The sequence below is a fragment of the Streptomyces sp. NPDC004284 genome (genome assembly GCF_042874035.1).
Taxonomy (GTDB): Bacteria; Actinomycetota; Actinomycetes; order Streptomycetales; family Streptomycetaceae; genus Streptomyces.
In genome coordinates this window covers 996,873-1,023,357 of record NZ_JBIAMJ010000001.1, presented here as the reverse complement: position 1 = coordinate 1,023,357, position 26,485 = coordinate 996,873, and the positions used below count along the sequence as shown (strand labels likewise).

The 26,485-nt window shown below is 72.2% G+C and carries 25 protein-coding genes; 3 read left to right on the top strand and 22 right to left on the bottom strand.

Going from position 1 to position 26,485, the window contains the following annotated elements:
• Positions 1-129: 129 nt before the first annotated feature.
• The 15 genes from dprA to ACFYUS_RS04665 form a co-directional block, all read right to left on the bottom strand.
• Positions 130-1,404 (bottom strand): DNA-processing protein DprA, encoded by a 1,275-nt coding sequence (gene dprA, locus ACFYUS_RS04735; protein WP_388845748.1) that lies wholly within the window; start codon positions 1,402-1,404, stop codon positions 130-132.
• Positions 1,401-3,014 carry a YifB family Mg chelatase-like AAA ATPase gene (locus ACFYUS_RS04730; protein WP_388845746.1) on the bottom strand — a complete coding sequence of 538 codons (1,614 nt, stop codon included), beginning with the start codon at positions 3,012-3,014 and terminating at the stop codon, positions 1,401-1,403. Before ACFYUS_RS04730 ends, dprA begins: the two co-directional genes overlap by 4 nt.
• Complete coding sequence (locus ACFYUS_RS04725; protein WP_388845744.1) at positions 3,014-3,379, bottom strand: YraN family protein; 366 nt, start codon at positions 3,377-3,379, stop codon at positions 3,014-3,016. The genes ACFYUS_RS04730 and ACFYUS_RS04725 overlap by 1 nt, the downstream gene beginning before the upstream one ends.
• Positions 3,380-3,510: 131 nt before the next feature.
• On the bottom strand, positions 3,511-3,819 hold the full coding sequence (locus tag ACFYUS_RS04720; RefSeq protein ID WP_005311352.1) for a DUF2469 domain-containing protein: 309 nt from the start codon (positions 3,817-3,819) through the stop codon (positions 3,511-3,513).
• A 55-nt stretch (positions 3,820-3,874) separates the two neighbouring features.
• Positions 3,875-4,402, bottom strand: coding sequence for an NUDIX hydrolase (locus tag ACFYUS_RS04715; protein WP_388845742.1), 528 nt, complete (start codon positions 4,400-4,402; stop codon positions 3,875-3,877).
• Positions 4,399-5,166 carry a signal peptidase I gene (gene lepB, locus ACFYUS_RS04710; protein WP_388845739.1) on the bottom strand — a complete coding sequence of 256 codons (768 nt, stop codon included), beginning with the start codon at positions 5,164-5,166 and terminating at the stop codon, positions 4,399-4,401. Before lepB (ACFYUS_RS04710) ends, ACFYUS_RS04715 begins: the two co-directional genes overlap by 4 nt.
• 74 nt (positions 5,167-5,240) lie before the next feature.
• Positions 5,241-6,173, bottom strand: a complete 933-nt coding sequence (gene lepB, locus ACFYUS_RS04705; RefSeq protein WP_388845993.1) for a signal peptidase I — start codon at positions 6,171-6,173, stop codon at positions 5,241-5,243.
• Positions 6,106-7,122, bottom strand: coding sequence for a signal peptidase I (gene lepB / locus ACFYUS_RS04700; RefSeq protein ID WP_388845736.1), 1,017 nt, complete (start codon positions 7,120-7,122; stop codon positions 6,106-6,108). The genes lepB (ACFYUS_RS04705) and lepB (ACFYUS_RS04700) overlap by 68 nt, the downstream gene beginning before the upstream one ends.
• Positions 7,115-7,924 (bottom strand): signal peptidase I, encoded by an 810-nt coding sequence (gene lepB / locus ACFYUS_RS04695; protein WP_388845733.1) that lies wholly within the window; start codon positions 7,922-7,924, stop codon positions 7,115-7,117. The genes lepB (ACFYUS_RS04700) and lepB (ACFYUS_RS04695) overlap by 8 nt, the downstream gene beginning before the upstream one ends.
• Positions 7,925-7,993: 69 nt before the next feature.
• Positions 7,994-8,344, bottom strand: coding sequence for a 50S ribosomal protein L19 (rplS, locus tag ACFYUS_RS04690; RefSeq protein ID WP_015036473.1), 351 nt, complete (start codon positions 8,342-8,344; stop codon positions 7,994-7,996).
• Between the two features lie 127 nt (positions 8,345-8,471).
• Positions 8,472-9,293 (bottom strand): tRNA (guanosine(37)-N1)-methyltransferase TrmD, encoded by an 822-nt coding sequence (trmD, locus tag ACFYUS_RS04685; protein WP_388845730.1) that lies wholly within the window; start codon positions 9,291-9,293, stop codon positions 8,472-8,474.
• Positions 9,290-9,859 (bottom strand): ribosome maturation factor RimM, encoded by a 570-nt coding sequence (gene rimM, locus ACFYUS_RS04680; RefSeq protein ID WP_388845727.1) that lies wholly within the window; start codon positions 9,857-9,859, stop codon positions 9,290-9,292. The genes trmD and rimM overlap by 4 nt, the downstream gene beginning before the upstream one ends.
• Before the next feature lie 111 nt (positions 9,860-9,970).
• Positions 9,971-10,210: an RNA-binding protein gene (locus tag ACFYUS_RS04675; RefSeq protein ID WP_020868149.1), complete on the bottom strand. Its 240-nt coding sequence runs from the start codon at positions 10,208-10,210 to the stop codon at positions 9,971-9,973.
• Between the two features lie 2 nt (positions 10,211-10,212).
• Positions 10,213-10,656: a 30S ribosomal protein S16 gene (gene rpsP / locus ACFYUS_RS04670; RefSeq protein WP_030325634.1), complete on the bottom strand. Its 444-nt coding sequence runs from the start codon at positions 10,654-10,656 to the stop codon at positions 10,213-10,215.
• 154 nt (positions 10,657-10,810) lie between these two features.
• Complete coding sequence (locus ACFYUS_RS04665; protein WP_388845724.1) at positions 10,811-11,404, bottom strand: hypothetical protein; 594 nt, start codon at positions 11,402-11,404, stop codon at positions 10,811-10,813.
• A gap of 376 nt (positions 11,405-11,780) precedes the next feature.
• On the opposite strand from ACFYUS_RS04665, the gene ACFYUS_RS04660 reads away from it, so the two are divergent.
• Entirely contained in the window at positions 11,781-12,506 is a 726-nt protein-coding gene (locus ACFYUS_RS04660; RefSeq protein WP_388845721.1) for a methyltransferase domain-containing protein, read from the top strand.
• Positions 12,507-12,813: 307 nt separating this feature from the next.
• On the opposite strand, the gene ftsH is transcribed toward ACFYUS_RS04660, so the two are convergent.
• The 6 genes from ftsH to ACFYUS_RS04630 form a co-directional block, all read right to left on the bottom strand.
• Complete coding sequence (ftsH, locus tag ACFYUS_RS04655; protein ID WP_388845718.1) at positions 12,814-14,739, bottom strand: ATP-dependent zinc metalloprotease FtsH; 1,926 nt, start codon at positions 14,737-14,739, stop codon at positions 12,814-12,816.
• A gap of 140 nt (positions 14,740-14,879) precedes the next feature.
• Positions 14,880-16,433: a signal recognition particle protein gene (gene ffh, locus ACFYUS_RS04650; protein ID WP_388845715.1), complete on the bottom strand. Its 1,554-nt coding sequence runs from the start codon at positions 16,431-16,433 to the stop codon at positions 14,880-14,882.
• 106 nt (positions 16,434-16,539) lie between these two features.
• Positions 16,540-18,984: a [protein-PII] uridylyltransferase gene (locus ACFYUS_RS04645; protein WP_388845712.1), complete on the bottom strand. Its 2,445-nt coding sequence runs from the start codon at positions 18,982-18,984 to the stop codon at positions 16,540-16,542.
• A gap of 20 nt (positions 18,985-19,004) precedes the next feature.
• Positions 19,005-19,343, bottom strand: coding sequence for a P-II family nitrogen regulator (locus ACFYUS_RS04640; RefSeq protein WP_089098508.1), 339 nt, complete (start codon positions 19,341-19,343; stop codon positions 19,005-19,007).
• Positions 19,340-20,686, bottom strand: coding sequence for an ammonium transporter (locus ACFYUS_RS04635; RefSeq protein WP_388845709.1), 1,347 nt, complete (start codon positions 20,684-20,686; stop codon positions 19,340-19,342). Before ACFYUS_RS04635 ends, ACFYUS_RS04640 begins: the two co-directional genes overlap by 4 nt.
• 323 nt (positions 20,687-21,009) lie before the next feature.
• Positions 21,010-22,485: a hypothetical protein gene (locus tag ACFYUS_RS04630; protein ID WP_388845706.1), complete on the bottom strand. Its 1,476-nt coding sequence runs from the start codon at positions 22,483-22,485 to the stop codon at positions 21,010-21,012.
• A gap of 428 nt (positions 22,486-22,913) precedes the next feature.
• On the opposite strand from ACFYUS_RS04630, the gene ACFYUS_RS04625 reads away from it, so the two are divergent.
• On the top strand, positions 22,914-23,567 hold the full coding sequence (locus ACFYUS_RS04625; protein ID WP_388845703.1) for a bifunctional DNA primase/polymerase: 654 nt from the start codon (positions 22,914-22,916) through the stop codon (positions 23,565-23,567).
• A gap of 63 nt (positions 23,568-23,630) precedes the next feature.
• Here the strand turns inward: ACFYUS_RS04625 and ftsY are convergent, their stop codons facing one another.
• A complete protein-coding gene (gene ftsY, locus ACFYUS_RS04620) occupies positions 23,631-24,860 on the bottom strand; it encodes a signal recognition particle-docking protein FtsY (protein ID WP_388845700.1) in 1,230 nt (409 codons plus the stop codon).
• Between the two features lie 168 nt (positions 24,861-25,028).
• Between ftsY and ACFYUS_RS04615 the strand changes: the two genes are divergently transcribed.
• Complete coding sequence (locus tag ACFYUS_RS04615) at positions 25,029-26,468, top strand: cytosine permease (protein WP_388845697.1); 1,440 nt, start codon at positions 25,029-25,031, stop codon at positions 26,466-26,468.
• Positions 26,469-26,485: the final 17 nt, after the last annotated feature.

Below are 26,485 nucleotides of genomic sequence, written 5' to 3'. Positions count from 1 at the left end.
CGCTCCGCTCCGGGTGGACGCCGTCGGTCGCATCTTCGAACCCGGGCCGTGGCGCGTGTCGGCCCCTCGGGTGCGGCCGAGAGAACTCGGTTGTTCATCGGCCTCACCTTTTCACCCGAATGCTCCAGGTCAAGTACCGCCTCGCCGCGCGTTCGACGCTTCTGTCGCGGTGTTCGTCAACCGCCAGCCCTCCCCGTGCCGTTCGACGAAGCCGAGCGAGTGGAGTTCGTACAGCTTGGCGAGGGTGTCGTCGGGGGTGGTTCCGGCCCGCCGGGCGACGACGGTGGTGGGCGTGGGGCCGCGGGCGGGGACGGCTTCGAGGACGTGCGCGGTGGCGGGGGCGAGGAGGTCGCGGGGCAGGACGGGCCCCCGGCGCGCGGGGGCGAGCCGGCCGATCTCTCCGACGAGTTCGACGATCTCGTCGGCGTCGGTGACGAGGGTGGCGTCGCCGCGCAGGAGTTCGTGGACGCCTGCCGAGAGTGCGCTGGTGACGGGTCCGGGGACGCCCATGACGTGGCGGCCGAGGCGGCCGGCGGCGCGGGCGGTGACGAGGGAGCCGCTGCGGTGCTGGGCCTCGATGACGACCGTTCCCCGGGTGAGGGCGGCGATGACGCGGTTGCGGAGGATGAAGCGGCTGGGGGTGGGGTGGCTGTCGGGTGGCAGCTCGCCGACGACGAGTCCTTGTTCCGCGACGCGCCGGATGAGCCGGTCGTGGCCGCGGGGGTACGGGGTGTCGATGCCGCAGGCGAGGACGGCGACGGTGGCGCCGCCGGCGGCGAGGGCGCCCCGGTGGGCGGCGCCGTCGATGCCGTAGGCGGCTCCGGAGACGACGACCCAGCCCTGTCGGCTGAGTCCTGCGGCGAGGTCGGCGGCGGTGTGGGCGCCGTACGGGGTGCAGGCGCGGGCGCCGACGAGGGCGACGGAGCGCAGGGCCCAGGTGCGCAGGTCGGCGGGGCCGCGGACCCAGAGGCCGAGGGGGCGGGCGTCGCCGAGGTCGTCGAGTTGACGCGGCCATTCGGTGTCGCCGGGGACGAGGAAGCGGCCGCCGAGGGCGTGGACGGTGTCGAGGTCGTGGCCGGGGCGGGCGGCGGCGGCGCGTCGCCGCCAGGAGGCGACGCGTGTGGCTCCGGTGCCGGGGAAGGGCGAGGTGTCGCCCCCGGTGTGGAGCAGTCGGTCGAGGAAGCCGGTGGCGCCGTACTCACGGAGCCACCGCCCGGCGTGTTCGTCGCCGGGTTCGACGGCGCGGCTGAGGGTCGCGCGGGCGAGGCGCTCGCCACTGGGGGCGGGTCCGGGAGCGGAGGTGGGGTCGGGGGCGGGCGCGGGGTCGGCGGTGGGCACGGGGGCGGGGGTGGGGTCGGCGGTGGGCACGGGGTCGGGGGTCTCGGGTCCGGGCGTGGCGGTCATGCGTGCTCCCCCGCTCCGACGGGCACGCCGCGGGCGACGCCGGTGCGCAGTTCGAGGGCGAGGGCGATCTCCTCGCCGCCGGGCCGGTCGCGGCCGTTCAGGTCGGCGATGGTCCAGGCGACGCGGAGGACGCGGTCGAGGCCGCGGGCGGTGAGCAGTCCGCGTTCGACGTCGCGTTCGGCATCGGCGAGGGCGCCGGGTGCGGCGAGGTGGCGGGTGCGGAGCTCGTGCCCGGGGATCTCGCTGTTCACCTTCCAGGGGGTGTCGGCGAGCCGTGCGGCGGCTCGGGCCCGGGCTTCGTGGACGCGGGCGGCGACGGTGGCGGTGGTCTCGCCCCGGCCGCCCTGTCCGAGGAGGTCGGCGCGGGTGACGGGTTCGACTTCGACGCGGAGGTCGACGCGGTCGAGCAGGGGTCCGGAGAGTCGCGCCTGGTAGCGGCGGATGACGGAGGCGGGGCATTCGCAGCCGGCGCCGTGAAGGGTGTGACGGCCGCAGGGGCAGGGGTTGGCGGCGAGGGCGAGGAGGAAACGGGCGGGGAGGCGCACGACGCCGGCGGCGCGGGCGATGACGACGTGCCCGGATTCGAGGGGCTGGCGGAGCGCGTCGAGGGCCTTGCCGGAGAACTCCGGGGCCTCGTCCAGGAACAGGACTCCTCGGTGGGCGAGGGAGACGGCGCCGGGCCTGGGGAGACCGTTCCCTCCGCCGACGAGGGACTGCATGGTGGCGGAGTGGTGGGGTGCGCAGTAGGGCGCGCGGCGGACGAGGGGTTCGCCGGGCGGGAGGATGCCGCCGACGGAGTGGACGGCGGTGACTTCCAGGGATTCCTGTCGGGTGAGGGGCGGGAGGATGCCGGGGAGGCGCTCGGCGAGCATGGTCTTGCCCGCGCCGGGCGGGCCGGAGAGCAGCAGGTGGTGGCTGCCCGCGGCGGCGACCTCCAGGGCGAGGCGGGCCCGGCGCTGGCCGGCGACGTCGGCGAGGTCGGGGCCTTCGGCGGGGTCCGCGGAGAGTCCGGTGCCGATGCCGGCGCCGGGGACGAGGAGTCCGGCGAGCATGGCGTCGGGCCGGCCTTCTTCGGTGGCCTCCTCGTCGGGGACGGGTTCGTCGGCGAGGACGGCGATCAGCTGGCGGAGGCTGCGGACGCCGAGGACGGAGACCCCGGGGACGAGGGAGGCCTCGCCGGCGGTCTGCTCGGGGACGACGACCTGGTCGTATCCGGCTTCGGCGGCGGCGAGGACGGCGGGCAGGACGCCGCGGACGGGCCGGACGCGGCCGTCGAGGCCGAGTTCGCCGATGAGGACGAGGTCGGCGATGGCCCGCGGGTCGATCCGCTCGGCGGCGCCGAGCACGGCCGCGGCGACGGCGAGGTCGAAGCCGGAGCCGCCCTTCGGGACGGATGCCGGGCTGAGACCGACGGTCAGCTTCTTCTGGGGCCATTCGGCGCCGGAGTTCACGACGGCGGCGCGGACCCGGTCGCGGCTCTCGATGAGGCTCTTGTCGGGGAGGCCGACGAGGGTGAAGGCCGCGACGCCGGGTTCGAGGTCGGCCTGGACCTCGACGACGACGCCTTCGACGCCGACGAGGGCTACGGAGCAGGTGCGGGCGAATCCCATCAGGCCACCCCCTGGGCGTGGGTGAGGACGGGGGCGCCCTTGCGCGGCAGGACGATGCCGACGAGGTCGATGCGGACGCCGCCGACGGGTGCCGGGGTGTCGTTGCGGTCGAGCCAGCAGGCGGCGAGGCGGCGGAGCCGCTCGGCCTTGCGCGGTGTGACGGCGGCCATCGGGTGTTCGTAGCCGTCGTCGCGCCGGGTCTTGACCTCGCAGATGACGAGGGTGTCGCCGTCGCGGGCGACGATGTCGATCTCGCCGGTCCGGCCGCAGCGCCAGTTGCGGGCGAGGATGTGCATGCCGGTCGCGGTGAGCCGGCGGGTCGCCAGCTCCTCCCCGTACCGTCCGAGGGCTTGGGTCCTGTTCATGCGGTACCACCTCCGTCACCGAATGTGACGGAGTGCGGCGGACCGCGTGCGGCGCTGTGGACGGCCGGGAGGCTGTGGAGAATCCCGTCACCCCTGCGGGTGGTTTCCGCGGGAGGGGCGCGGGAGAGGTCTCAGCTGCCGGGAAGTTCGAGGTCGCTCTTGTTGAGCTCCTCGATGTTCACGTCCTTGAAGGTCAGGACGCGGACCTGCTTGACGAACCTGGCGGGCCTGTACATGTCCCAGACCCAGGCGTCGGCCATGCTGACCTCGAAGAAGACCTCGCCCTGCACCGAGTGCACCTGCATCTCGTAGTCGTTGGTGAGGTAGAAGCGCCGCTCGGTCTCGATCACGTATTTGAACAGCCCGACGACGTCGCGGTACTCCCGGTAGAGCTTCAGCTCCATCTCGGTCTCGTACTTCTCGAGGTCCTCGGCGCTCATGGCATGTTCCCCTTCAGCCGTGCGTCCCCCTATTGTGCGCCAGCCGTACGCGCCCCTAAACGATTTCCGGGGCGAGAACCACCGGTGCACTCGGAGGTCCCTCGTCGAGCAGCGTCTGGAGCAGCTCGGCGAGCCTGGTCGGGTACACCGTCTCATGGGCCGCCGACAGTTCGGCGGAGGTCCACCATCTCAGGCCCGCGAGGCTGCGGGTCTCCAGTTCCGTGAGGGCCCGCGGCCGGGGCGCGGCCTCGACTTCGCGGGTGCGGGCCAGGTAGTACCACTCGTCCTGGTCCCAGCGGCGCCCGTCGAAGGGGAAGGAGCAGTACCGCTTCCAGAGCACGGGGCCGAGGTCGACCTCGGTGATGCCGGTCTCCTCCGCGAGTTCGCGCAGCGCCGCCTCCTCCCGGGTCTCGTCGCCCTCCAGGCCGCCGCCCGGGGTGAACCACCAGCTCTCGGCCGGGTCGTCGGGCTCGTGGCCGTGCAGGAGCAGAACGCGGTCGTCGGGGTCGAGCAGCACGACCCGCGCGACCCGCCGGGACTCGGTCGCGTCCGGCACACCTTCCGGGGTCCCCGCGTCCGTCATGCCTCCACCCTCTCCCGTACGCCCGGCCGCGGCCCGTCGGGGCGGCGGCGGGTCAGGAGGCGGGCCACCGGACCGTACGCGGCCCCCAGGAGGATCAGCGCGACGCCGGCCGTGATCGCCGTGCGGAGTGCCGTGAAGGGGCCCGGTCGCGAGATGCCGCCCGGGAGGCCGGCGAAGCCCTCGGCGGGCTCCAGGAGGCCCTTGGCGGGCCAGACGACGGCGTCGACCCTGCCGACGACCGCGGAGCGCGGCACGGAGCCCCGTCCGGCCTCCTCCAGGTGCGTGCGGGAGTCGAGCGAGGTGTTCCGGTCGTCGCCGAGCAGGAAGAGGTTGCCCGCGGGGACGGTCGCCGAGAAGTCCTGGCCCGAGGCGACCGTCCGGCCGCCGATTCCGGGCCGCAGGTAGGGCTCGTCGACGGGCTTGCCGTTCACGGTGAGCCGGCCGTCCCGGTCGCAGCAGGCGACGGTGTCGCCGCCGACGGCCACGACCCGCTTGACCATGGGCGAGGCGCCCCAGAGCGGGTCGCTGAAGACGACGACGTCACCGCGCCGCACCTCGTCGCCGTCGATCCGCTGGGCGAGGATCTTGGAGCCGACGTCGAGGGTGGGGGTCATGGAGTCGGTGGGGACGGTGTACGGCTGGTAGAGCACCGCTCCCCAGCCGAAACCGCCGAGGAAGAGCACACAGCCGACGGCCACGGCCAGCCCCGACAGCACGCTGCCGAGGCGGCCGCGGCCGCCCTTGGTCCGTATGGTTCCGCTCATGTGCGCACCCCGTAGGTCTGTCGGCGGACCGTGGTCCTGTCGACGGTCCGGGACGGCACCCTACCCGCGGGTCGCTACTCGGCGGTATGCCGTGCGGCCTGCTTCTTCCGGCGCCACAGCACGATCGGGAGCGCTCCGGCGAGACCGGCCGCGCCGAGGGGCGCGGCGCCCAGGGCCTTGTTGAGGGCCGGCTGGTCGAAGACGTCGGGCACGGGGAGCGTGGCCCAGCGGGTGACCGGCCAGGCGATCACGACGGCGCGGCCCACGACCTCGTCGTTGGAGACGGTGCCGCCGCCCGGGAGCTGCTGGTGGAAGCGGGAGTCCAGGGAGTTCTGCCGGTTGTCGCCCATGACCCAGATCCGGTCCTTGGGGACCTTGATCGGGCCGAAGGAGTCCTGGCAGGGCACCGCGCCGGGGGCGAGGTACGCGCTCTCGTCGAGCGCCACGCCGTTGAGGACGACCTTGCCGCCCTCCTTGCAGGAGACGGTGTCGCCGCCGACCGCGATGACGCGCTTGATGAGGTCCTTCTCCTCGGCGGAGGGCATGAGGCCGATGAAGCTGAGGAACTTCTGCACGACGTTCGGCTTGGGCGTCTCCTGGCCCTCCAGCCAGCCGCCCGGGTCGTGGAAGACGACGACCTCGCCGCGCTCGGGCTCGGAGCCGAACCAGGGGGTCAGCTTGTCGACGAGGACCCGGTCGCCCTTCTGGAGGGTGTTCATCATCGACTCCGACGGAATCGAGAACGCCTGCACCAGGAAGGTCTTGATCAGCAGCGCGAGCACCAGCGCGATGCCGACGAGGAGGGGCAGTTCCTTCCAGAAGGAACGCTGCTTCTTCGGGCCCTCGCCGGACCCGCCCGCCGCTTCGTCGTCGCCTTCGCCCGGCGTGCCGCCCGGCGGCTGCGCCTGCTCGTCACCCGTCACGTCGCCACCCGTCGTGTCATCGCCGAAGGCCCCGTCGGCCCTCTTCTCCGGCCCATCGTGTCCGGATCGTGCGCCGACGGCCAAATCCCCCACATCCACTCCTCAGTCCGTGCGAACGCCCGCCCCAGGTCAGGGACAGGCCCACCACTCCCATAACGAGCAGAAGTTCCGCAGGGGTCGGGAGCCCGGGCAATCCGTTCAGATTCCGCTGGGACACACTATGCGACAGATCGGATGCGGTCCCGGAACTCGCACGTGCGTCCGGTACGGAGGAGAAGGCGTCCCGCTCCTCCAGGGTGCGCCAGTGCCCGAAGGGCCAGGCGATCACCACGGCACGCCCGACGACCTGCTCCTCGGAGACGGTGCCGTGGCCCTCCTCGTCGAGGTGGAACCGGGAGTCGGCCGAGTCCGAACGGTGGTCGCCCATGACGAAGATGCGGCCCTGCGGGACCTTCACCTCGAAGGGGATCTTGGACGGCGGGTTCCCGGGATGCAGGTACGGCTCGTCCAGCGGCACGCCGTTGACGGTGATCCGCCCGTCCTCGCCGCAGCAGCGGACGGTGTCGCCCCCGACGGCGATCACCCGCTTGATGAGGTCCCGGTCGTCGGCCGAGGGCAGCAGTCCGATGAAGGTCAGGGCCTGCTTGGCCTGCTTGACGCCGATCGGGTCGTCGGCGGGCGGCGTGGCCTCCTGCTGGAGCCAGTTCCCGGGGTCCTTGAAGACGACGACGTCACCGCGCTGCGGGCGGGAGCCGAACCAGGGCGTGAGCTTGTCGACGAGGACCCGGTCGGAGATCCGGATCGTCTGCTCCATGGAGCCGGAGGGGATGACGAACGCCTGGACCAGGAAGGTCTTGAGGACGAGCGCGATGAGCACGGCCACGGTGATCAGGACCGGGATCTCCCGCACCGCGGAGCGCTGTCGGCGCCGCTTGACCTTGCGGGCCAGCCTGCGGCGCTCGGCCCGGCCCGGCAGGGCGGCGGAGCCGTGGTCGGTCCCGGCGGAGGATCTGCCGCGGCCCCTGCTACCCATGGGCTCCCGCTCCGTGCCCGCCGGCCGGCGGAGCCGGTACGGCCGCGAAGGCGTCGGTGCCGGGCACGGTGGACCAGCGGCCGAAGGGCCAGGCGATCCAGTCGGCGCGGCCGACGACCTTGTCGACGGGGACCATGCCGCCGCCGGGCTCACCGAGGTGGTCGCGGGAGTCGCTGGACTGGCTGCGGTGGTCGCCCATGACCCAGAGCCTGTCCTGCGGGACGACGATGTCGAAGGGCACGCTGGAGGGCCGGTCGCCGAGCATCACGTACCGCTCCTCGACGGGAACGCCGTTGACGGTGAGCCGGCCGTTCTTGTCGCAGCAGACGACCCGGTCGCCGCCGACGCCGACGACCCGCTTCACGAAGTCGGTCTCGTCGGGCTCGACGAGCCCGAGGGCGGCCGCCCCGTCGTGCAGGAGCCCGGTGACCGGATTGCCCTGGGGCCGCTCCCGTACGAAGGAGCCGGTGCCGTCGAAGACGACGACGTCGCCCCGGGCCGGCTCGCCGCCGAAACGGTACGCCAGCTTGTTCACGAGGATCCGGTCGCCGACCTGGAGCGTCGGCTCCATGGAACCGCTGGGGATCAGGAACGGCTGGATCACGAAGTGGCTCAGGAGCAGCAGGAAGACCACGCAGGCACCGCCCACGAGGGCGGTGCGGCGCCAGGAGGAGCTCCGCCCGGAGTCGCCGGGGTCGCCCGAGTCGTCGGAAACGCGCGCGGAGCGCGACCCTTCCTCCGTACCGGACGAATCCGTGTCGGAAGAGGGGTCGCGCTCCGTGTGCTGTGCTTCGGTGTCCATCGCCGGGAGAGCCTATCCGGCCTTCCTGTGCGGGGAGCGTGAAGCGGTGAGCGTGCCGGGAGCCGAGGCTCAGCGGTCGCGCTTCTCCTTGATCTTGGCAGCCTTGCCACGCAGCTCACGCAGGTAGTAGAGCTTGGCGCGACGGACGTCACCGCGGGTCACGAGCTCGATCTTCTCGAAGATCGGGGAGTTCACCGGGAAGGTGCGCTCGACGCCGACGGAGAACGAGACCTTGCGGACCGTGAAGGTCTCGCTGACGCCCGAGCCCTGGCGGCGGATGACGACACCCTTGAACTGCTGGATGCGGGAGCGGTTGCCCTCGATGACGCGGACGTGCACGTTGACGGTGTCGCCCGGGCGGAAGGCGGGGAGGTCGGAGCGGAGCGAACCCGCGTTGACCTGGTCGAGCAGGGAGGCCATGGAGGTCTCTTTCCTCGCTGATGCCACAGGTCATCAGCGGTACGTTCGAATGATTCGGGATGTCGTCCGTTTCTGGCGGCGTCGTTCCCCCTGTGGCAGGGGCGCGCGCCGGACGGACGACAGCGGCCTATTCTTCCACGCCCTCGACCCTGCGCCAAAATCGGCCGCCGGGCTCGGGCGCCCACCCCAGCAGGGAGAGGGTCTCGCGGTCCTTCTTGTCGAAGGCGGAGGGGTCGCAGCGCTCGATGAGGTCGGGCCGGTTGGCGACCGTACGGCGGAAGGCCTCGTCGCGCCGCCAGCGGGCGATCTTGCCGTGGTGCCCGCTGAGGAGGACGTCGGGGATGCCCCGGCCGCGCCACTCGGGGGGCTTGGTGTAGACGGGGCCCTCCAGGAGGTTGGCCATGGCGCCGGGGGCGAAGGAGTCGTCCCGGTGGGACTCGGCGTTGCCGAGGACGCCGGGCAGCAGCCGGGCGACGGCCTCGGTGACGACGAGGACGGCCGCCTCCCCGCCGGCGAGGACGTAGTCGCCGATGGAGACCTCGTAGACCGGCATCCGGGTGGCGTACTCGTCCATGACGCGGCGGTCGATGCCCTCGTAGCGGGCCGGCGTGAAGATCAGCCAGGGCCGCTCGGAGAGCTCGACGGCGAGCTCCTGGGTGAAGGGGCGGCCGCTGGGGGTCGGGACGACGAGGACCGGCCCGTGGGCGCCCGCCTCGTAGCCGTCGGCGAGCGTCTGGTCGAGCGCGTCGCCCCAGGGCTCGGTCTTCATGACCATGCCGGGGCCGCCGCCGTAGGGCGTGTCGTCGACCGTGTTGTGCCGGTCGTAGGTCCAGTCGCGCAGGTGGTGCACATGGACGTCCAGCTGTCCGCGCGCGCGTGCCTTGCCGACGAGGGAGACGTTCAGCGGTTCCAGGTACTCGGGGAAGATCGTGACGACGTCGAGCCTCATGCCGTCTCCTCGCCGGACTCCGCGGGGCCGTCGTCCCGGCTGGAGACGATCTCGGCGCGGTCGTCGATCAGGCCGGGCGGCGGGTCGATCACGGCCCGCTGCTCCTTCAGGTCGATCTCGGTGACGATCTCGGAGACGAAGGGGATCATCAGCTCGGTGCCGTCGGGGCGCTCGACGATGAAGAGGTCCTGGGACGGCAGGTGGGAGATCTCGGTGATCCGGCCGATCTCGGTGCCGTCGACGAGGACGACGTCGAGGTCCATGAGCTGGTGGTCGTAGTACTCGTCCTCCTCCTCCGGCAGCTCATCGGGGTCGATCTCGGCGATGAGGAGGATGTTGCGCAGGGCCTCGGCGGCGTTGCGGTCGCGGACGCCCTCGAAGCGCAGCAACAGCCGGCCGCTGTGGACGCGGCCGCTCTCGATGGTCAGCGGCCCGGCGGAGGCCGGGTCGGTGAGCAGTACGGCACCGGGGCCGAGCCTCAGCTCGGGCTCGTCCGTCCGCACCTCGACGGTGACCTCGCCCTTGATGCCGTGGGCGCGGCCGATCCGCGCGACTACCAACTGCACTGCTCCACACTCTCCTGTCACACAGCTCGTACGTACGACAACGGGCCGGGGTGGGCTCTTCAGCCCTCCCCGGCCCGTGCCGGCACAACTAAGGTGATGCTGCCGACCTGCTCAGCGGACCTGGTCCACGTCGACGAGGTCGACGCGGATCCCCCGGCCGCCGATGGCACCCACGACGGTGCGCAGCGCACGCGCGGTGCGGCCGTTGCGGCCGATCACCTTGCCGAGGTCGTCGGGGTGGACCCGGACCTCCAGCACGCGGCCCCGGCGCAGGTTGCGCGAGGCGACCTGCACCTCGTCGGGGTTGTCGACGATGCCCTTCACGAGGTGCTCGAGAGCCTCCTCGAGCATGATCAGGCCTCGGTCGACTCGGTGGACGCGGCCTCGGCCTCGTCCGCCTTCTTGTCGGCCTTCTTGGCCTTCGGGGTGATGGCCTCACCCTTGTCGTCGCCGCCCTCGAGGGCCTTCGCGAACTCGTCGAACGAGGCGCGCTTGGCTTCCTTGGTGGCGGGGACGAGCAGAGCCTTCTCGGGGGCCGGCAGACCCTTGTGCTTCTGCCAGTCGCCGGTGAGCTTCAGGATGGCGAGAACCGGCTCGGTCGGCTGGGCGCCGACAGACAGCCAGTACTGCGCACGCTCGGAGTCGACCTCGATACGCGACGGGTTGTACGTCGGGTGGTAGAGGCCGATCTCCTCGATCGCGCGACCGTCACGACGGGTGCGCGAGTCGGCGACGACGATGCGGTAGTGCGGCTGGCGGATCTTACCGAGGCGCTTGAGCTTGATCTTGACTGCCACTGGAGTGGTGTCTCCTGGTCTTGACGTGGTTGGGCACTTGAGATGCCACGTGGGGTTGCGGTACTCGGATGCCCGATGGACGCGTCAGCCGGAGGAGAGAGGGGTCCTATGCGACTGTCGAGTACAGCTAGCCATTGTGCCACACGCCGCCGACTCAGTGGGCGGCGCCCACTGCCTCGGGGATGCGGAAGGGCTTGCCGCAGCCGCCGCAGACGATCGGGGCCTGGGCGAGCACCGACGGGACCACGCGCACGTTGCGCCCGCAGTCGCAGACGGCCTTGACGCGGACGCCGCCGCCCGAGGAGCCGTGCCGGGCGGCCGGTCCGCGGAAGGAGCGCTTGGTGTCGGCGGCCGTGGCGACCGTGTGCGCCTTGAGGGCGCGCTGGAGCCGCTCGATGGTGGGCCGGTAGCGGCGCCTGGCCTCGGGGTTGAGCGTGACCAGGGAGAAGCCGCTGCTGGCGTGCGGCTCCTCGGGATGGTCGAGGCCCATCTCCTCGGCGATCGCGAGGAATCTGCGGTTGTGATAGCGGCCGGCGCGGGAGGTGTCGCGGACACCTCGGGCGGCTGCGATGCCGTGGACTGCCTCGTGGAGCAGTCGTTCGAAGGAGAGCTCGGCGCCACAGGCGGACGAGGACTCTCCGATCAGGGACTCGGGCGCGGCAAGATCGGGCAGCTCGGGGTGGTGCCGCTGAATGTCGGCCCACGCCTGTGCCAGCTCTGCGGCGAGAACAGGGGGTGTCGTGCTCACGTCGCGTACAACGAGCCGGAGTGCCCCCGGGTTCCATTCCGGGGCATCCCAAATAATTTGCACGTACCAGTCAGTTGCCCTTGATGTGTCCCGACGCGGGCCAGAGCCCCGATCTGCGGAGAAAGCCACGCAGGGGGCGTCAAGCCGGGGTGTAGTGGCGCATACGCCCCGGCGCGTGGCCGCGGTGCGCGCGCCCCCGAGGCGGCCGGAGCGGCCCGGGGATCGTTGCGAGGACATTACCGGGTCCGCGCGCAAGGCGGCGCACCGCCCCTCCCCCGGGCGAATCGGTCCGGCGCGAGCACTGGACGCGGCCCGGGATGCGCAGTTCCCTGGCTACGGGGGGCTGTCGTCCGAGCACGGATTGGGGCGCTTTTCCATGACACCTACGCTCGTCCCGCACCACCCCGCGCGTGACTGGGCCGAGATCCAGGAACGCATGCTGGTCCCGCTGTACGAGGCGGTGTACGACCGCCTGGGCGTGGGCGCGGGTTCCCGGCTGCTCGGCCTGGGCTGCGGCTCGGGCCTGGCCCTCCTGATGGCGGCGGCGCGGGGCGCGCGGGTGGCCGGCGCTGACCGGGACCACGCGCGCGTGGAGCTGGCCAGGGAGCGGCTGCCGGAGGGCGTCGCGGTCACCGAGGAGCCGCCGGAGTCCGTCACGTACGACGTGATCACGGCCTTCCACGCGACGGACGGGATCCTCCCCGAGCTCCGGACGCTCACCCGTACGGCCCAACCGGGCACGGCGGTCGTGCTCGCCGGCTGGGGGCCGCCGGAGCGCTGCGCCACGGAACCGGTGCTCCGGATCGCCGCCCGGCTCGCGGACCGCGGGCCCGCGCCGGGGCCCGACCTGGACGCGCTGGTGGCCGCGGCGGGGCTGCGGCCGGCCGGTTCGGGCCGGGTGGCCTGCCCCTTCGGGTACGCGGACGAGGCCAGCGCCGTGCGCGGGCTGCTCTCCACGGGCGTCTTCGACGAGGCGGTCCGCGCGACGGACCCCTCCCAGGTGGAGAAGGAGATCGAGGAGGCCCTCGCCCCGTACGTCCGCCCGGACGGGACGGTGTGGATGCCGAACGTCTTCCGGTACGTCGTCGCCCGGGTGCGCTAGCCCTCCCGGGAAGGGCCTGCCGGGTAAGGGCCCGCCTGGGCGCCGCAGCCCCTTCGGGACGAGGCCTGGCCGGGTCCCCTCGGGGCGGGTCCCGCCCGGGTGCGATGAGCCGCCGGGCGCCGCGGCCCCTTCGGGACGGGGCCTGGCCGGGTGCGGCCATCTGCTCGGGACGGGGCCTGGCCGGGTACGGTCACCCGCTCGGGGCGGCGCCCCTCCAGGACGGCGCCCGCCCGGGTGCGACGCCCGCCCGGGTGCGACGCCCGCTCAGGCGCGGTGAGTCGTCCGGTGCGGTGAGTCGCTCAGCTCCTCAGGACTCGGGCTCCTTCCGTAGGCGCGGGATGCCCGCCGCGCGGTAGGCCGCGTCCTCTTCCAGGGTCTCGTTGGCGAGGAGGGCCTCGGCCAGGGCGTCCAGTTTGTCGCGGTGTTCGCGGAGCTGTCGTACCGCGCTCTCGTAGCACTCGTCGACGATGCGGCGCATCTCCTCGTCGACGGTGTCGAGGGTCGCGGGGGCGGCCGAGAGCCCGTACGCCTGCTGGGCGTCGCTCGGGATGGCGGTGAGGCGGCCGACGCGCTCGCTCATGCCCCAGCGGCCCGCCATGCCCCGGGCGATGTTGGTGACCTGCTCCAGGTCGCTCTCGGCGCCGGTGGTGATGACGCCGAAGACGACCTGTTCGGCGGCCATCCCGCCGAGGGCGCCGATGATCCGGCCGCGCAGGTAGTCCTCGGTGTAGGCGTACTTGTCGGCGTCGGGGGTCGAGAGGGTGACGCCGAGGGCCCGGCCGCGCGGCACGATGGTGATCTTGCGGACCGGGTCGGCGCCGGGCTGGAGCATGCCGAGCAGGGCGTGCCCGCTCTCGTGGTACGCGGTCCGGCGCCGCTCCTCCAGGGGCATCACGAGCGGCCGTTCGGCGCCGAGCTGGACCTTCTCCAGGGCGTCGGACAGATCGGACTGGGTGACGGCCCGCTGCTGGCGCTTGACGGCGAGGAGGGCGGCCTCGTTGGCGAGGTTGGCGAGTTCGGCGCCGGTCATGCCGGGGGTCGTCCGGGCCACGTGTTCCAGGTCGACGTCCTGGGCGAGCGGGATCTCCCGGGTGTGGATCTTGAGGATGGCCTCGCGGCCGCCCCGGTCGGGCGGGTTGACGTGGACGATCCGGTCGAAGCGGCCCGGCCGGGTGAGGGCCGGGTCGAGGACGTCGGCGCGGTTGGTGGCGGCGAGGACGATGACGCCCTCGGAGCCGGTGAAGCCGTCCATCTCGGTGAGGATCTGATTGAGGGTCTGCTCGCGCTCGTCGTGCCCGCCCATCCCGGATCCGCCGCCCCGGGCCCGGCCGATGGTGTCGATCTCGTCGATGAAGATGATCGCGGGGGCGACCTTGCGGGCCTCGGCGAACAGCTCGCGGACCCGGGAGGCGCCGACGCCGACGATCATCTCGATGAACTCGGAGGCGGAGGCCGAGAAGAACGGCACCCCCGCCTCCCCCGCGACGGCCCGGGCGAGGAGGGTCTTGCCGGTGCCGGGCGGGCCCGCGAGGAGCACGCCGCGGGGCATCTTGGCGCCCATCTCCCGGTAGGCCTGCGGGTTCTTCAGGAAGTCGACGACGTCGTTCAGCTCGCCCTCGACCTCGTCGATGCCGGCGACGTCCTGGAAGGTGGTGCGCTTGCCGCCCTCCAGCTCGACCGGTTTCGGCGGCTGCTTGCGCCCGAGCATGCCGCCCGCGCCGCCCATGCCCGCGCTCATCCGGCGGGCGATGAACACCCACAGCACGATGAGCAGCAGCATCGGCGCCAGCGAGATCAGGAGGTTGGCGAGGAAGCTGCGCTCCTGGACGACGGGCTGGGCGGTGACGGTGACGTTCTGCTTGGTCAGCTGCGCCCACAGGTCGTCGTCGGCGAAGGCGGGCCGCTGGGTCCGGAACTTGGTGTAGTCGCCCTTGCCGTCGGGGACGGGCTGCTTGTTCTTCAGCTGCCCCTGGATCGCGTCGCCCTTGGAGTAGATCTTGGTGACGTTCCCGGCGGCGACCTGCTTGTCGAACTCGGTGTACGAGATCGTCGGCCCCTCGCCCTCGTTGAAGAACGACAGCACGATGTTGGCGATCAGGTACACGACGAGCGCGGTGAGGATCAGGCCGCCCCAGCCGCCCGGCATCCTCTTCTTCGGTGACGGGGGCGGCGGAGCCCCTTCCGAGCGCCAGGGCTGGTCGGTCCGGTCGCGCGGGGGTACGGGGTTGGCCACGTGGCTCTCCTCGGGGCGGCAGTGGCCCCAGTATCGAAGAGCGGGATCGGTCCGGCATTACGGGCGCCGCCGGAAAGGCGAAGGGGCCCCGGGCGGTCTCGCACCGCCCGGGGCCCCTCACATGAGTCGCACGAGCCCGATCAGCCCATGAACTTCTTGAACTCCTCCGGGAGCTCGAAGTCCTTCGGGGTCTGCCCCGCCGCCGGCAGACCGAAGGCGCCGCCCGCCTGCGCCTGCTCGCGGCGCTCGGCCGCGGCCTGCTCCTCGGCCTTCCGCTTCATCGGGTTGCCGCTCTTGCGCTTGCCCTTGGCCTGCTTGACCTGCTTCTTCTGCCGGCCGGGGCCGCCGCCCATGCCCGGGATGCCCGGCATCCCCGGCATGCCGCCGCCCTGCGCCATGCGGGACATCATCTTGCGGGCGTCGAAGAACCGCTCGACCAGGCCCTTGACCGCGCTGACCTCGACACCGGAACCCTTGGCGATACGGGCGCGGCGGGAGCCGTTGATGATGGTCGGGTCCTGGCGCTCGGCCGGGGTCATCGACTTGATGATGGCGCCGACGCGGTCGACCTCGCGCTCGTCGATGTTGGCGATCTGCTCCCGCATCTGGCCCATGCCGGGCAGCATCCCGAGCAGCTTGGAGATGGAGCCCATCTTGCGGACCTGCTCCATCTGCGCCAGGAAGTCGTCGAGCGTGAAGCCCTCGCCCTTCTTCGAGGCGAGCTTCGAGGCCATCTTGGCGGCCTCTTCCTCGTCGAAGGTCTGCTGCGCCTTCTCGATGAGGGAGAGCATGTCGCCCATGCCGAGGATGCGGGACGCCATGCGGTCCGGGTGGAACGCGTCGAAGTCGTCCAGCTTCTCGCCGTTGGAGGCGAACATGATCTGCTTGCCGGTGACGTGCGCGATGGAGAGCGCGGCACCACCGCGGGCGTCGCCGTCGAGCTTGGAGAGCACGACGCCGTCGAAGCCGACGCCGTCGCGGAAGGCCTCGGCGGTGTTGACCGCGTCCTGACCGATCATGGCGTCGACGACGAAGAGGACCTCGTCGGGGCTGACGGCGTCGCGGATGTCCGCGGCCTGCTGCATCAGCTCCTGGTCGATGCCGAGGCGGCCGGCGGTGTCGACGATGACGACGTCGTACAGCTTGGTCCGCGCGTACTCGATCGAGTCCTTCGCGACCTGGACCGGGTCACCGACGCCGTTGCCCGGCTGCGGGCCGTAGAAGGCCACGCCCGCGCGGTCGGCGACGACGGAGAGCTGGTTGACGGCGTTGGGGCGCTGGAGGTCACAGGCGACGAGCAGCGGGGAGTGGCCCTGGGACTTCAGCCAGACGCCCAGCTTTCCGGCGAGGGTGGTCTTACCGGCACCCTGGAGACCGGCGAGCATGATCACGGTCGGCGCGGTCTTGGCGAACCGCAGACGGCGGGTCTCGCCGCCCAGGATGGCGATCAGCTCGTCGTTGACGATCTTGATGACCTGCTGGGCGGGGTTGAGGGCCTGGGAGACCTCCGCGCCCAGCGAGCGCTCCTTGACCTGCTTGATGAAGGCGCGGACGACCGGCAGGGCGACATCCGCTTCGAGCAGCGCGATGCGGATCTCGCGTGCGGTGGCGTCGATGTCCGCCTCGGACAGACGGCCCTTGCCGCGGAGGTTCTTGAAGGTCGCTGCAAGGCGGTCGGAGAGGGTATCGAACACGGCGGTCGCGGATCCTCGGTGTCGGGGGCGGTCGGATTGCCCTCCAGGGTATCGGGCCGCTCGAAGTGTGTGCTCCCGCCCGCCGAATCCCCCTGGATTCCAGTGATCATCGCAACGCCTCCTCCAGGGCCCGGGCCAGGTCGATCGCCTCCTCGTCGGGGAGGAGGGAGCCGTCCGGACGGGTCACGTAGAGGGTGTCGACGGCGTTGGCGCCCAGGGTGGAGACGTGGGCGCTGCGCACCCGTACGGCCGCTCCCTCCAGGGCGCGGCCGATGCGGTGGAGGAGGCCGGGGGCGTCCTGGGCGCGGACCTCGATGACGGTGGCGAGGCGGGAGTCGGCTGCGGCGACGGTGACGCGGGGCGGCGGGGCGGTGAGGCCCCGGCGGCGCGGGTAGGCCGCCTCGCGTTCGGCGAGGCGGGCGGGGATGTCCAGGGAGCCGTCCAGGGCGCGGACGAGGTCGGCACGGAGCCGGGCGGCCTCGGGCAGGGATCCGTACTCGGCGGCGACGCGCCAGTCGAGGACGAGGACGGAGCCGGAGCCGAGGCCGCTGGGGAGTTCGACGGCGCGGAGATCGGCGGCGCGGACGGTGAGCCGGTGGAGGGCGAGGACGCCGGCGACGGCGGGGAGGACGCCGGGCTGCTCGGGCAGGGCGATGAGGAGCTCGACGCCGACGGGCTCGGGTTCCTCGGGTGCCGCGACGACGGGCTCGGTGCGCAGGGCGAGGACGGGTTCGCCGGTGCGCAGGGCCTCGATCGCGAGCCGTTCCTGTTCGGCGCTGGGCGCGGCGGCCTCGGGGTCGGGCAGGGGGGCGCCCGCGAGGACGCCGGCGACCCGTTTGACCAGGTCGGCGACGAGTGAGGCGCGCCAGGAGGACCAGGCGGCGGGGCCGGTGGCGAGGGCGTCGGCCTCGGTGAGGGCGTGCAGGAGCTCCAGGGTGCCGAGGGTGCCGACGGCGGAGGCGACGGACTGGACGGTGGCGGGGTCGTCGAGGTCGCGCCGGGTGGCGGTCTCGACGAGGAGCAGGTGGTGGCGGACGACGGTGGCGATGACGGCGGTGTCGGTGCGGTCGAAGCCGATGCGGGCGGCGAGGTCGCGGGCGATGGTCTCGCCGACGACGGAGTGGTCGCCGGGCCAGCCCTTGCCGATGTCGTGGAGGAGGGCGGCGACGAGGAGGAGGTCGGGGCGGCCGACGCGGCGGGTGAGCGAGGAGGCCCGTACGGCGGTCTCGACGAGGTGCCGGTCGACGGTCCAGGTGTGGACGGGGTTGCGCTGGGGCCGGCAGCGGACGCGCTCCCAGTCGGGGAGGAGGAGCGTGACGAGCCCTTCGGCCTCCAGGGCCTCCCAGACGGGGACGGTGGCCTCGCCCGCGCCGAGGAGGGTGACGAGTTCCTCGCGGGCCTCGGCGGGCCAGGGGGTCGGCAGGGGCTTGGCGGCGGCCGCGAGGCGGCGTACGGCGTGCGGGGAGATCGGCAGGGCGGACTGGGCGGCCGCTGCGGCGGCCCGCAGGGGCAGGACGGGGTCGCGTTCCGGCCGGGCGGTGCGGGCGAGGACGGCCTCGCCGTCCATCTCGACGACGCCCTCGGCGAGCGGGGTCCGCTCGACGGGGGGCTTCGCGCCGCCGTTGCGGCTCAGGAGGGCGCGGAGCCGGGGGCGGGCGGAGCGGGCCTTGAGGACGCGGTGGACCTCGCGCCAGGTGACGTCGGTGGCGTACGAGATGGTCCGGGCGGCCTCGTACACCTCGCGGAGCAGGGTGTCGGCGTCGAGGAGGCCGAGTTCGGCGGCGACGGCGTCCTGTTCCTGGAGGGCGAGCCGGTCGGTGGCGCGGCCGGTGGCGAGGTGGAGGGCGTCGCGGGCGTCGAGGAGGCGGCGGCGGGCGGTGTCGAGGCCTTCGCGGGGGGCGTCGGCGAGCCAGGAGGCGGCGACGGCGCGCAGGACCTGGGCGTCGCGGAGGCCGCCCCTGGCCTCCTTGAGGTCGGGTTCGAGGAGGTACTGCAGCTCCCCCGCGCGTTCGGCGCGCTCCCGGCAGAGCGCGTCGAGTTCGGGGAGGCGCCGGGGGGCCTGGTTGCGCCAGTCGGCGAGGACGGTGGTGCGCAGGGCGGCGACGAGTCCGGCGTCTCCGGCGAGGGGCCGGGCGTCGAGGAGGCCGAGGTGGGCCTTGAGGTCGTCGGCGGCGGTGGCGCGGGCTTCGGCGGGGGTGCGGACGGAGTGGTCGAGGGCGAGGCCGAGGTCCCAGACGGGGTACCAGATCCGGTCGGCGAGGGCGGCGACGGCGGCCTTGTCGGCGGTGCCGTCGTGGAGCAGGAGGAGGTCGAGGTCGCTGCGCGGGGAGAGTTCGGCGCGCCCGTAGCCGCCGACGGCGACGAGGGCGGTCCCGCGGGGCGGCGCGGCGGCGGCGAAGAGGCCGGCCAGCCAGTCGTCGGTGAGCCGGGCGAGGGCGGCACGGCGCGGCGGCCCGGGCCGCTCCTTCTCCTGGAGGAGGAGCAGCCGGGCCGCCGCGTAACCGCCGGGTCCCGGTTCTTCGGTCTCTTCGCTGACTTCGAGGCTGGTCACCCGGCGGCTCCTTCGTGTGCTTACAGTGCGTCCGGACCGCGCTCGCCGGTGCGGACCCGTACGGCGGTCTCGACCGGGACGCTCCACACCTTGCCGTCTCCGATCTTGCCGGTCCGGGCGGCCTTCACGACGACGTCGATGAGCTGTTCGGCGTCCTCGTCCTCGGCGAGGACCTCGATGCGGATCTTGGGGACGAGGTCGACGGTGTACTCGGCGCCCCGGTAGACCTCGGTGTGGCCGCGCTGGCGTCCGTATCCGCTGGCCTCGGTGACGGTGAGGCCGTGGACCCCGAAGGCCTGGAGGGCCTCCTTGATCTCGTCGAGCCGGTGCGGCTTCACGACCGCGGTGATGAGCTTCATGCGTCCACCTTCTTGTTCTCGCTCAGGACGGGCGTGGCGGCGGAGGCGCCGCGTCCCGTGATGCCGCCGCCGGCTCCGCTGAAGTCGTACGCGGTCTCGGCGTGCTCGACCTGGTCGATGCCGGAGACCTCGTCGTCCTCGCTGACCCGCATCCCCATCGTCCTGTCGATGATCAGGGCGAGGACGGCGGAGACGAGCAGGGAGTAGGCGAGGACGGAGAAGACGCCGACGGCCTGCTTGCCGAGCTGCTCCAGGCCGCCGCCGTAGAAGAGGCCCTTGGCGTCGGACTGGACGCCGCCGGTGGCGAAGAGGCCGACGAGGAGGGAGCCGACGACACCGCCGACGAGGTGGACGCCGACGACGTCGAGGGAGTCGTCGTAGCCGAACCTGTACTTGAGGCCGACGGCCATGGCGCACAGCAGGCCGGCGACGGCGCCGATGGCGATCGCGCCGAGCGGGGAGCAGGAGCCGCCGGAGGGGGTGATGGCGACGAGGCCGGCGACCGCGCCGGAGGCGGCGCCGAGGGTGGTGAAGGAGCCGTGGCGGATCTTCTCGTACGCGAGCCAGGCGAGCATGGCGGCGGCGGTGGCGACCTGGGTGTTGACGAACATCACGGCGCCGACGCCGTCGTCGTTGCCGAGCCAGGAGCCGGCGTTGAAGCCGAACCAGCCGAACCAGAGGAGACCGGCGCCGAGCATGACCAGCGGGAGGCTGTGCGGGCGCATCGGGTCCTTCTTGAAGCCGACGCGCTTGCCGATGACGAGGATGACTCCGAGGGCCGCCGCACCGGCGTTGATGTGGACGGCGGTGCCGCCGGCGAAGTCGATGACGCCCATGTCGAAGAGCCAGCCGCCCGTGCCCCAGACCCAGTGGGCGACGGGGAAGTAGACGAGGGTGACCCAGAGGGTGATGAAGAGGGCCCAGGCGGTGAACTTGACGCGGTCGGCGAGGGCGCCGCTGATGAGCGCGGGCGTGATGATCGCGAACATCAGCTGGAAGACGGCGAAGACGTACACCGGGATGGTGTAGCCGTCCCAGAGTTCGGTGATGCCGATGCCGCTGAGGCCGACGTAGTCGGAGGACCAGCCGATGAGGGAGCCGGAGTCGGTGCCGAAGGCGAGGCTGAAACCGAAGAGCACCCAGAGGACCGTGACGATCCCGAGGCTGATGAAGCTCATCATCAGCATGTTGAGGGTGGACTTGACGCGGACCATGCCTCCGTAGAAGAAGGCGAGCGCCGGGGTCATCAGCATGACCAGGGCGGAGCAGATGAGCATGAACCCGGTGTTGGCGGCGGACAGCGCGGGGGCGTCTGCGGCCAGGGTCGTGATGGCTGGTGCCATCGGCGTCTCCTCGTCGTCGAATGCGGCCTGTGCGGGGCGGGGCCGGGGAGCGTCCGGCCGCGAGAGGGAGTGGCCGGTTATGGGCCAGAGATTCGCGCAGCGCGGTTTCCGCCGATGCCGCTCGTTGTTTCGGCGCAGTGACGAAGGGGTGGGGCGTGTTACGCGACCGTGAACGGCCGTGTCGGTACGAGACGGCGTCCGGGTGAACAAGCCGACCGCCCCGGGCGTCCGTGTGACCTTGCGGCGGGGGAGCCGAGTCGGGCTTTACGGGACGGCCGGGGCGGCCGGGGTCGGTGCGGGCCCCGCGGCGGGGCCCGGAGGGGTCAGACCGCTTCGGCGGCCTCGGGCAGGAGCTGGGTGAGCCGGTCGGTGAGCTGGACGACCTCGGCGACGTCGCTGTAGTTGCGGGCGGCGTGGTCGACGGTCTTGCGGAGCCGGGTGTTGACCCGCTCGGAGCGGATGCTGCGGGCGACCCCGAGGGCCTTCTCGGCGAGGACGACGGACTGCTCGGGCTCGCGCTTGAGGAGGTGGACGGTGGCCATGCCGATGAGGTTGAGGGCGTACGACCGCTGGTGGTCGGGGTCCTTCTCGAAGAGCGCGACGGCCCGCTCCATGACGGGCTCGGCGAGCGAGGCGTACGTCGGGGAGCGGCCGGCGACGTAGGCGAGGTCGCGGTAGGAGTGGGAGTTCTCGCCGTTGAGCTCGGCCTCGGAGAAGAAGCCGATCCAGTCGGGCTCGGGCTCGCCGTCGAGGCCGGCGTCGGCGAAGGTGTCCTCGGCCATCCGGACGGCCCGCTTGCACTTGGAGGGCTGTCCCATGTTGGCGTAGGCGCGGGCCTCCATCGCATACAGCATGGCCTGGGTGCGGGCGGTGGCGCAGTCCCGACTGCCGTACTGGGCGAGGTGGATGAGTTCGAGGGCGTCGTCGGGCCGGCCGAGGTGGATCATCTGGCGGCTCATCGAGGACAGGATGTACGAGCCGAGGGGCTTGTCGCCGGCCTCCTTCGCGGCGTGCAGGGCGAGCACGAAGTACTTCTGGGCGGTGGGCTGGAGGCCCACGTCGTAGCTCATCCAGCCAGCGAGTTCGGCGAGTTCGGCGGCGCAGGTGAAGAGGCGCTTGGCGGTGGCGGCGGGCTGGGACTCCTGGAGGAGGTCGGTGACCTCGTGGAGCTGGCCGACGACGGCCTTGCGGCGCAGTCCGCCGCCGCACTGGGCGTCCCACTTGCGGAACATGGCGGTGGTGGACTCCAGGAGGTCGAGCTCGATCTCGGAGAGCCGGTTGGGGCGGCGGGCGTCGACGAGGGACTCGGGGCGCTCGATGTCGGGGGCCGGGGTGGGGACGAGCCAGCGCTGCATCGGTTCGATGAGCGCGGGTCCCGCGGCGAGCTGGAGGGAGGAGCCGAGGAAGCCCCGGCGGGCCAGCATGAGGTCGCTGCGGGAGAACTCGCTGAGCAGGGCGACGGTCTGCGGTCCGGCCCAGGGCAGGTCCACTCCGGAGACGGAGGGCGACTGGTGGGCGGTGCGCAGTCCGAGGTCCTCGATGGCGACGACCGAGCCGAAGCGCTCGGAGAACAGCTCGGAGAGGATCCGCGGGATGGGCTCGCGGGGCTGCTCGCCGTCGAGCCAGCGGCGCACCCGCGAGGTGTCGGTGGAGATGTGGTGCGCGCCCATCTGGCGTGCCCTGCGGTTCACCTGGCGTGCCAGTTCGCCCTTCGACCAGCCGCTGCGCACGAACCACGAGCCCAGCTGCTCGTTCGGGCGCTTGCCGGCAGTCGTACCGTCTGCGCCGTTGCCGCTCACTGGAACGCCCCCATCCACCTGAACTACTTGTCGTCCGAACCCCTATCAGAATGCCGCCTCTCACGGCATCCGTCCGACGTTCGTACTCCTTCGAACTGGAAACCGGGTTGCCTCCGGCATACCCACGCGTGCGAGAAACCCCTGGGGTTCGAGTACCGAAAGTAATCCTACGATCACCCCTCCACGAGGGGGATTCAAGAAACGCCACCATTCGCCACCCCTTCGGGGGAACTCGCCACGCGTGGAACGCGATTCACTTGACATGCGACGAGCCGGAGTCGGCGGACGGAAGCACGGAGAGGCGCGTGTCGAGGTCCGCACCACCCCTCACGCGACAGTGCGCCATCATCGGCGCCCAGAGCGTGACGAAGGGTGACGACCGTACTCCGGGTCGTAACCACCGGCGCGCTCGACCCGTTGGAGGGGGCATGGGTTTCACGATCGGCGGCATTCGTGAGATGCGGTCCGGCGCACGCCGCCGCGTACGCACCACGGAGTGCACAGCGGTGGCCGAGTACACGGGACTTTGGGGCTGGGACGTCGTCCCCGGCACGCGGGCCGTCTCCGGCCAGTGCTCCTGCGGGGATCCGGCGTGCGCGGCCCCCGGCGCGCACCCCCTCCCCTTCGCGGAACCGGTCCCGGCGGGCGCCGGCCTCGACGACGCCGTGAAGGCCTGGTCCGAGTACCCGGGCGCGGCCATGCTCCTGCCGGTCGGCCGGGCCTTCGACGTGATCGAGGTCGCCGAGGCGGCGGGGCGGCGGGCGCTGGTGCGCCTGGAGCGCATGGGGCTGCCGCTCGGCCCGGTGTGCGCGACCCCGACCAGCCGGGCGCGGTTCTTCGTGGCCCCGGGCGCGGCGGCCGAGCTGCCGCAGCTGCTGTACCGGATGGGCTGGGACGACGCCGATCTGGACCTGCACTGTCTGGGCCCCGGCTCGTACATCACCGCTCCCCCCTCGGACCTGGGCGGGCTCGGGCCGGTGCGCTGGCTGCGGCCCCCGACCCTGGACACGGCGGGCGCGCCGCCGCAGGCCCGGCTGCTCCTCGGCACGCTGGCGTACATCTGCCACCGGACGCACTTCTAGCCCGGCACGCGGAAGGGCCCTCGCCGCAGATGGCGAGGGCCCTTCCGTGTGCCGTACGAGGTGTCAGTCGCCGATCAGGGCGTCGACGAAGGCGCCCGGCTCGAAGGGCGCCAGGTCGTCCGGGCCCTCGCCGAGGCCGACCAGCTTGACCGGGACGCCCAGCTCGCGCTGGACGGCGACGACGATGCCGCCCTTGGCGGTGCCGTCGAGCTTGGTCAGCACGATGCCGGTGATGTCGACGACCTCGGCGAAGACGCGGGCCTGGATGAGGCCGTTCTGGCCGGTGGTGGCGTCGAGGACGAGGAGGATCTCGTCGAGCGGGCCGTGCTTCTCGACGACGCGCTTGACCTTGCCGAGCTCGTCCATGAGGCCGGTCTTGGTGTGGAGGCGGCCGGCGGTGTCGATGAGGACGACGTCGGCCTTCTCGGCGATGCCCTCCTTGACCGCGTCGAAGGCGATCGAGGCCGGGTCGCCGCCCTCGGGGCCGCGCACGGTGCGGGCGCCGACGCGCTCGCCCCAGGTCTGGAGCTGGTCGGCGGCGGCGGCGCGGAAGGTGTCGGCGGCGCCGAGGACGACGGACTTGCCGTCGGCGACGAGGACGCGGGCCAGCTTGCCGGTGGTGGTGGTCTTGCCGGTGCCGTTGACGCCGACGACCATGACCACGCCCGGGGTGTCCTCGGGGCTCTCGGTCTTCACCGAGCGGTCGAAGTCGCCGAGCAGGGCGACGAGCTCCTCGCGGAGCAGGCCGCGCAGCTCGTCGGGGGTGCGGGTGCCGAGCACCTTGACGCGCTCGCGCAGCCGGTCGACGAGCTCCTGGGTGGGGGCGACGCCGACGTCGGCCGTGAGGAGGGTCTCCTCGATCTCCTCCCAGGTGTCCTCGTCGAGGTGCTCGCGGGACAGGAGCGTGAGCAGCCCCTTGCCGAGCGAGTTCTGGGAGCGGGCGAGCCGGGCCCGGAGCCGTACGAGACGGCCGGCGGTGGGCTCGGGGACCTCGATCTCGGGAGCGACGGGAGCCTCGGGCTCCTCGGTGACGGGCTCCTCGGCCGTGACCGGGGCCTCGGGGGCCGCCTCGGTGGGGAGCTCGACCTCCTCGACGGTACGGCGCGGTTCTTCCCGCAGCGTCTCCGCCTCGTCGCCGACGTGCGGCTCGGCAGGCGGAGCGGTGATGGTCGGCGTGGTGGACGGCGGCTCGGCCGGCGGCAGCTGCTTCTTCTTGCGACCGCTGATCACGAGCCCGCTCGTCACGGCGACCGCGACGACCAGAGCGATGACTACAGCAAGGATGAGTTCCATAACCGGTCCAGTATCGGCCACGAGGCCCCCGAACCGCGCTCCTGAATGATCCCCCAAGGATCAAATCCTCATTTTGGATCTTTCGGGGTGAACGTACGATGAAGGACATCAGGCGCGCGCCATGCCCGCGCCCTTCCGAGCACCCCCACCTCTGCCTGGAGTTTCCGCATGTCCTCTGACAGCGCGATCGAGAGTCGTGGCCTCGAACCGGTACCCGACGCCGAGCGGACCGGCCGGGTCCGCGAGCTCTTCCCGACCTGGGTCGCGGCCAACATCAGTGTGCTGCTGCTCACGATGGGCGCCGGTCTGATCGTCTTCAACGGCCTGAACTTCTGGCAGGTCCTGGTGGTGGCGGTCGTCGCGCCGGTCCTCTCGTACGGGATCGTCGGCCTGATCTCGATCGCGGGGAAGCGCGGCGGGGCGCCGGGCATGGCGCTGTCGCGGGCCGTGTTCGGTCCGCGCGGAAACCTTTTTCCCGGTGCGCTGATCTGGGTGGCCCGCTGGGGCTGGGAGACGATCAACGCGGTCGCGGGCGCGTACGCGGTGCTGACCGTCCTCGACCTGCTCTTCGGCGTGAAGTCGAACACGCTCCTCATCGTGGTGACCCTGCTGCTGTTCGTGACCTGCACGTTCCTTGTCTCGGGTCTCGGGATCAACGCGCTGCGGGTGTGCAGCAAGTGGTCGACGTACCTCTTCGGCGCCTTCTCGGTGCTCGTCCTGGTCTACCTGGTGGCGAACACCGACTGGTCGGCCGTCTTCGACAAGCCGGCCGGGTCGACGGCGATGATGGTCGCGGGCATCGGCACGATCGCGGCCGGCGGCATCAGCTGGGTCCCCTCGGGCCCCGACTTCACCCGCTATCTGCCCCGGACGGCCTCCTCGCGCGCGATGGTCGGCTCGACGATCGGCGGCGCCGGGATCGTGGTGCTCCCGATGGTGCTGATGGGCGCGGTGATGGCGGTGTCCACGCCGGACCTGGCCTCGGCGCAGGACCCGGTCTCCTTCATCGGTGAGCTGCTGCCGATGTGGATCTCGGTGCCGTATCTGGTGATCGCCCTGATCGGGATGCTGCTGATCAACTCGATGTCGATGTACTCGGCCGGGTTCACCGCGCAGACCCTCGGCATCAAGGTGCCGCGTGCGGCGGCGGTGAGCGTGAACGCCGTGATCAGCCTGGTCTTCGGTTTCCTTCTGATGGTGGTGGCGACCAGCTTCATCGGCTCCTTCATCTCGTTCCTGACGCTGCTCGCGGTGGCGTTCTCGGCGTGGATCGGAGTCTTCGGCGTGGACATGCTGCGCCGGAGGTCGTACGACGCGGTGGCACTGATGGACACCACGAGGACCAGCGCCTACTGGTACCGGGGCGGTTTCGCCTGGCAGGCGATGACGGCGTGGGCCGTGGCGCTGGTCGCGGGTCTGCTGTTCACCAAGGTCGACTGGTTCTCCGGGCCGCTCGCCTCGTCCTGGATCGGCGAGAACGGCCTGGGCTGGGCGGCGACGATCGTGGTCGCCGGCCTGCTGTACGCGGTGCTGCCGCGGACCGCGGAGAAGGCGCCGGCGGCCGAGCCGGTGGCGCCCGCCGAAGTGCGCGAGACCGTTTCCATCTGACACGCCGTCAGATAATG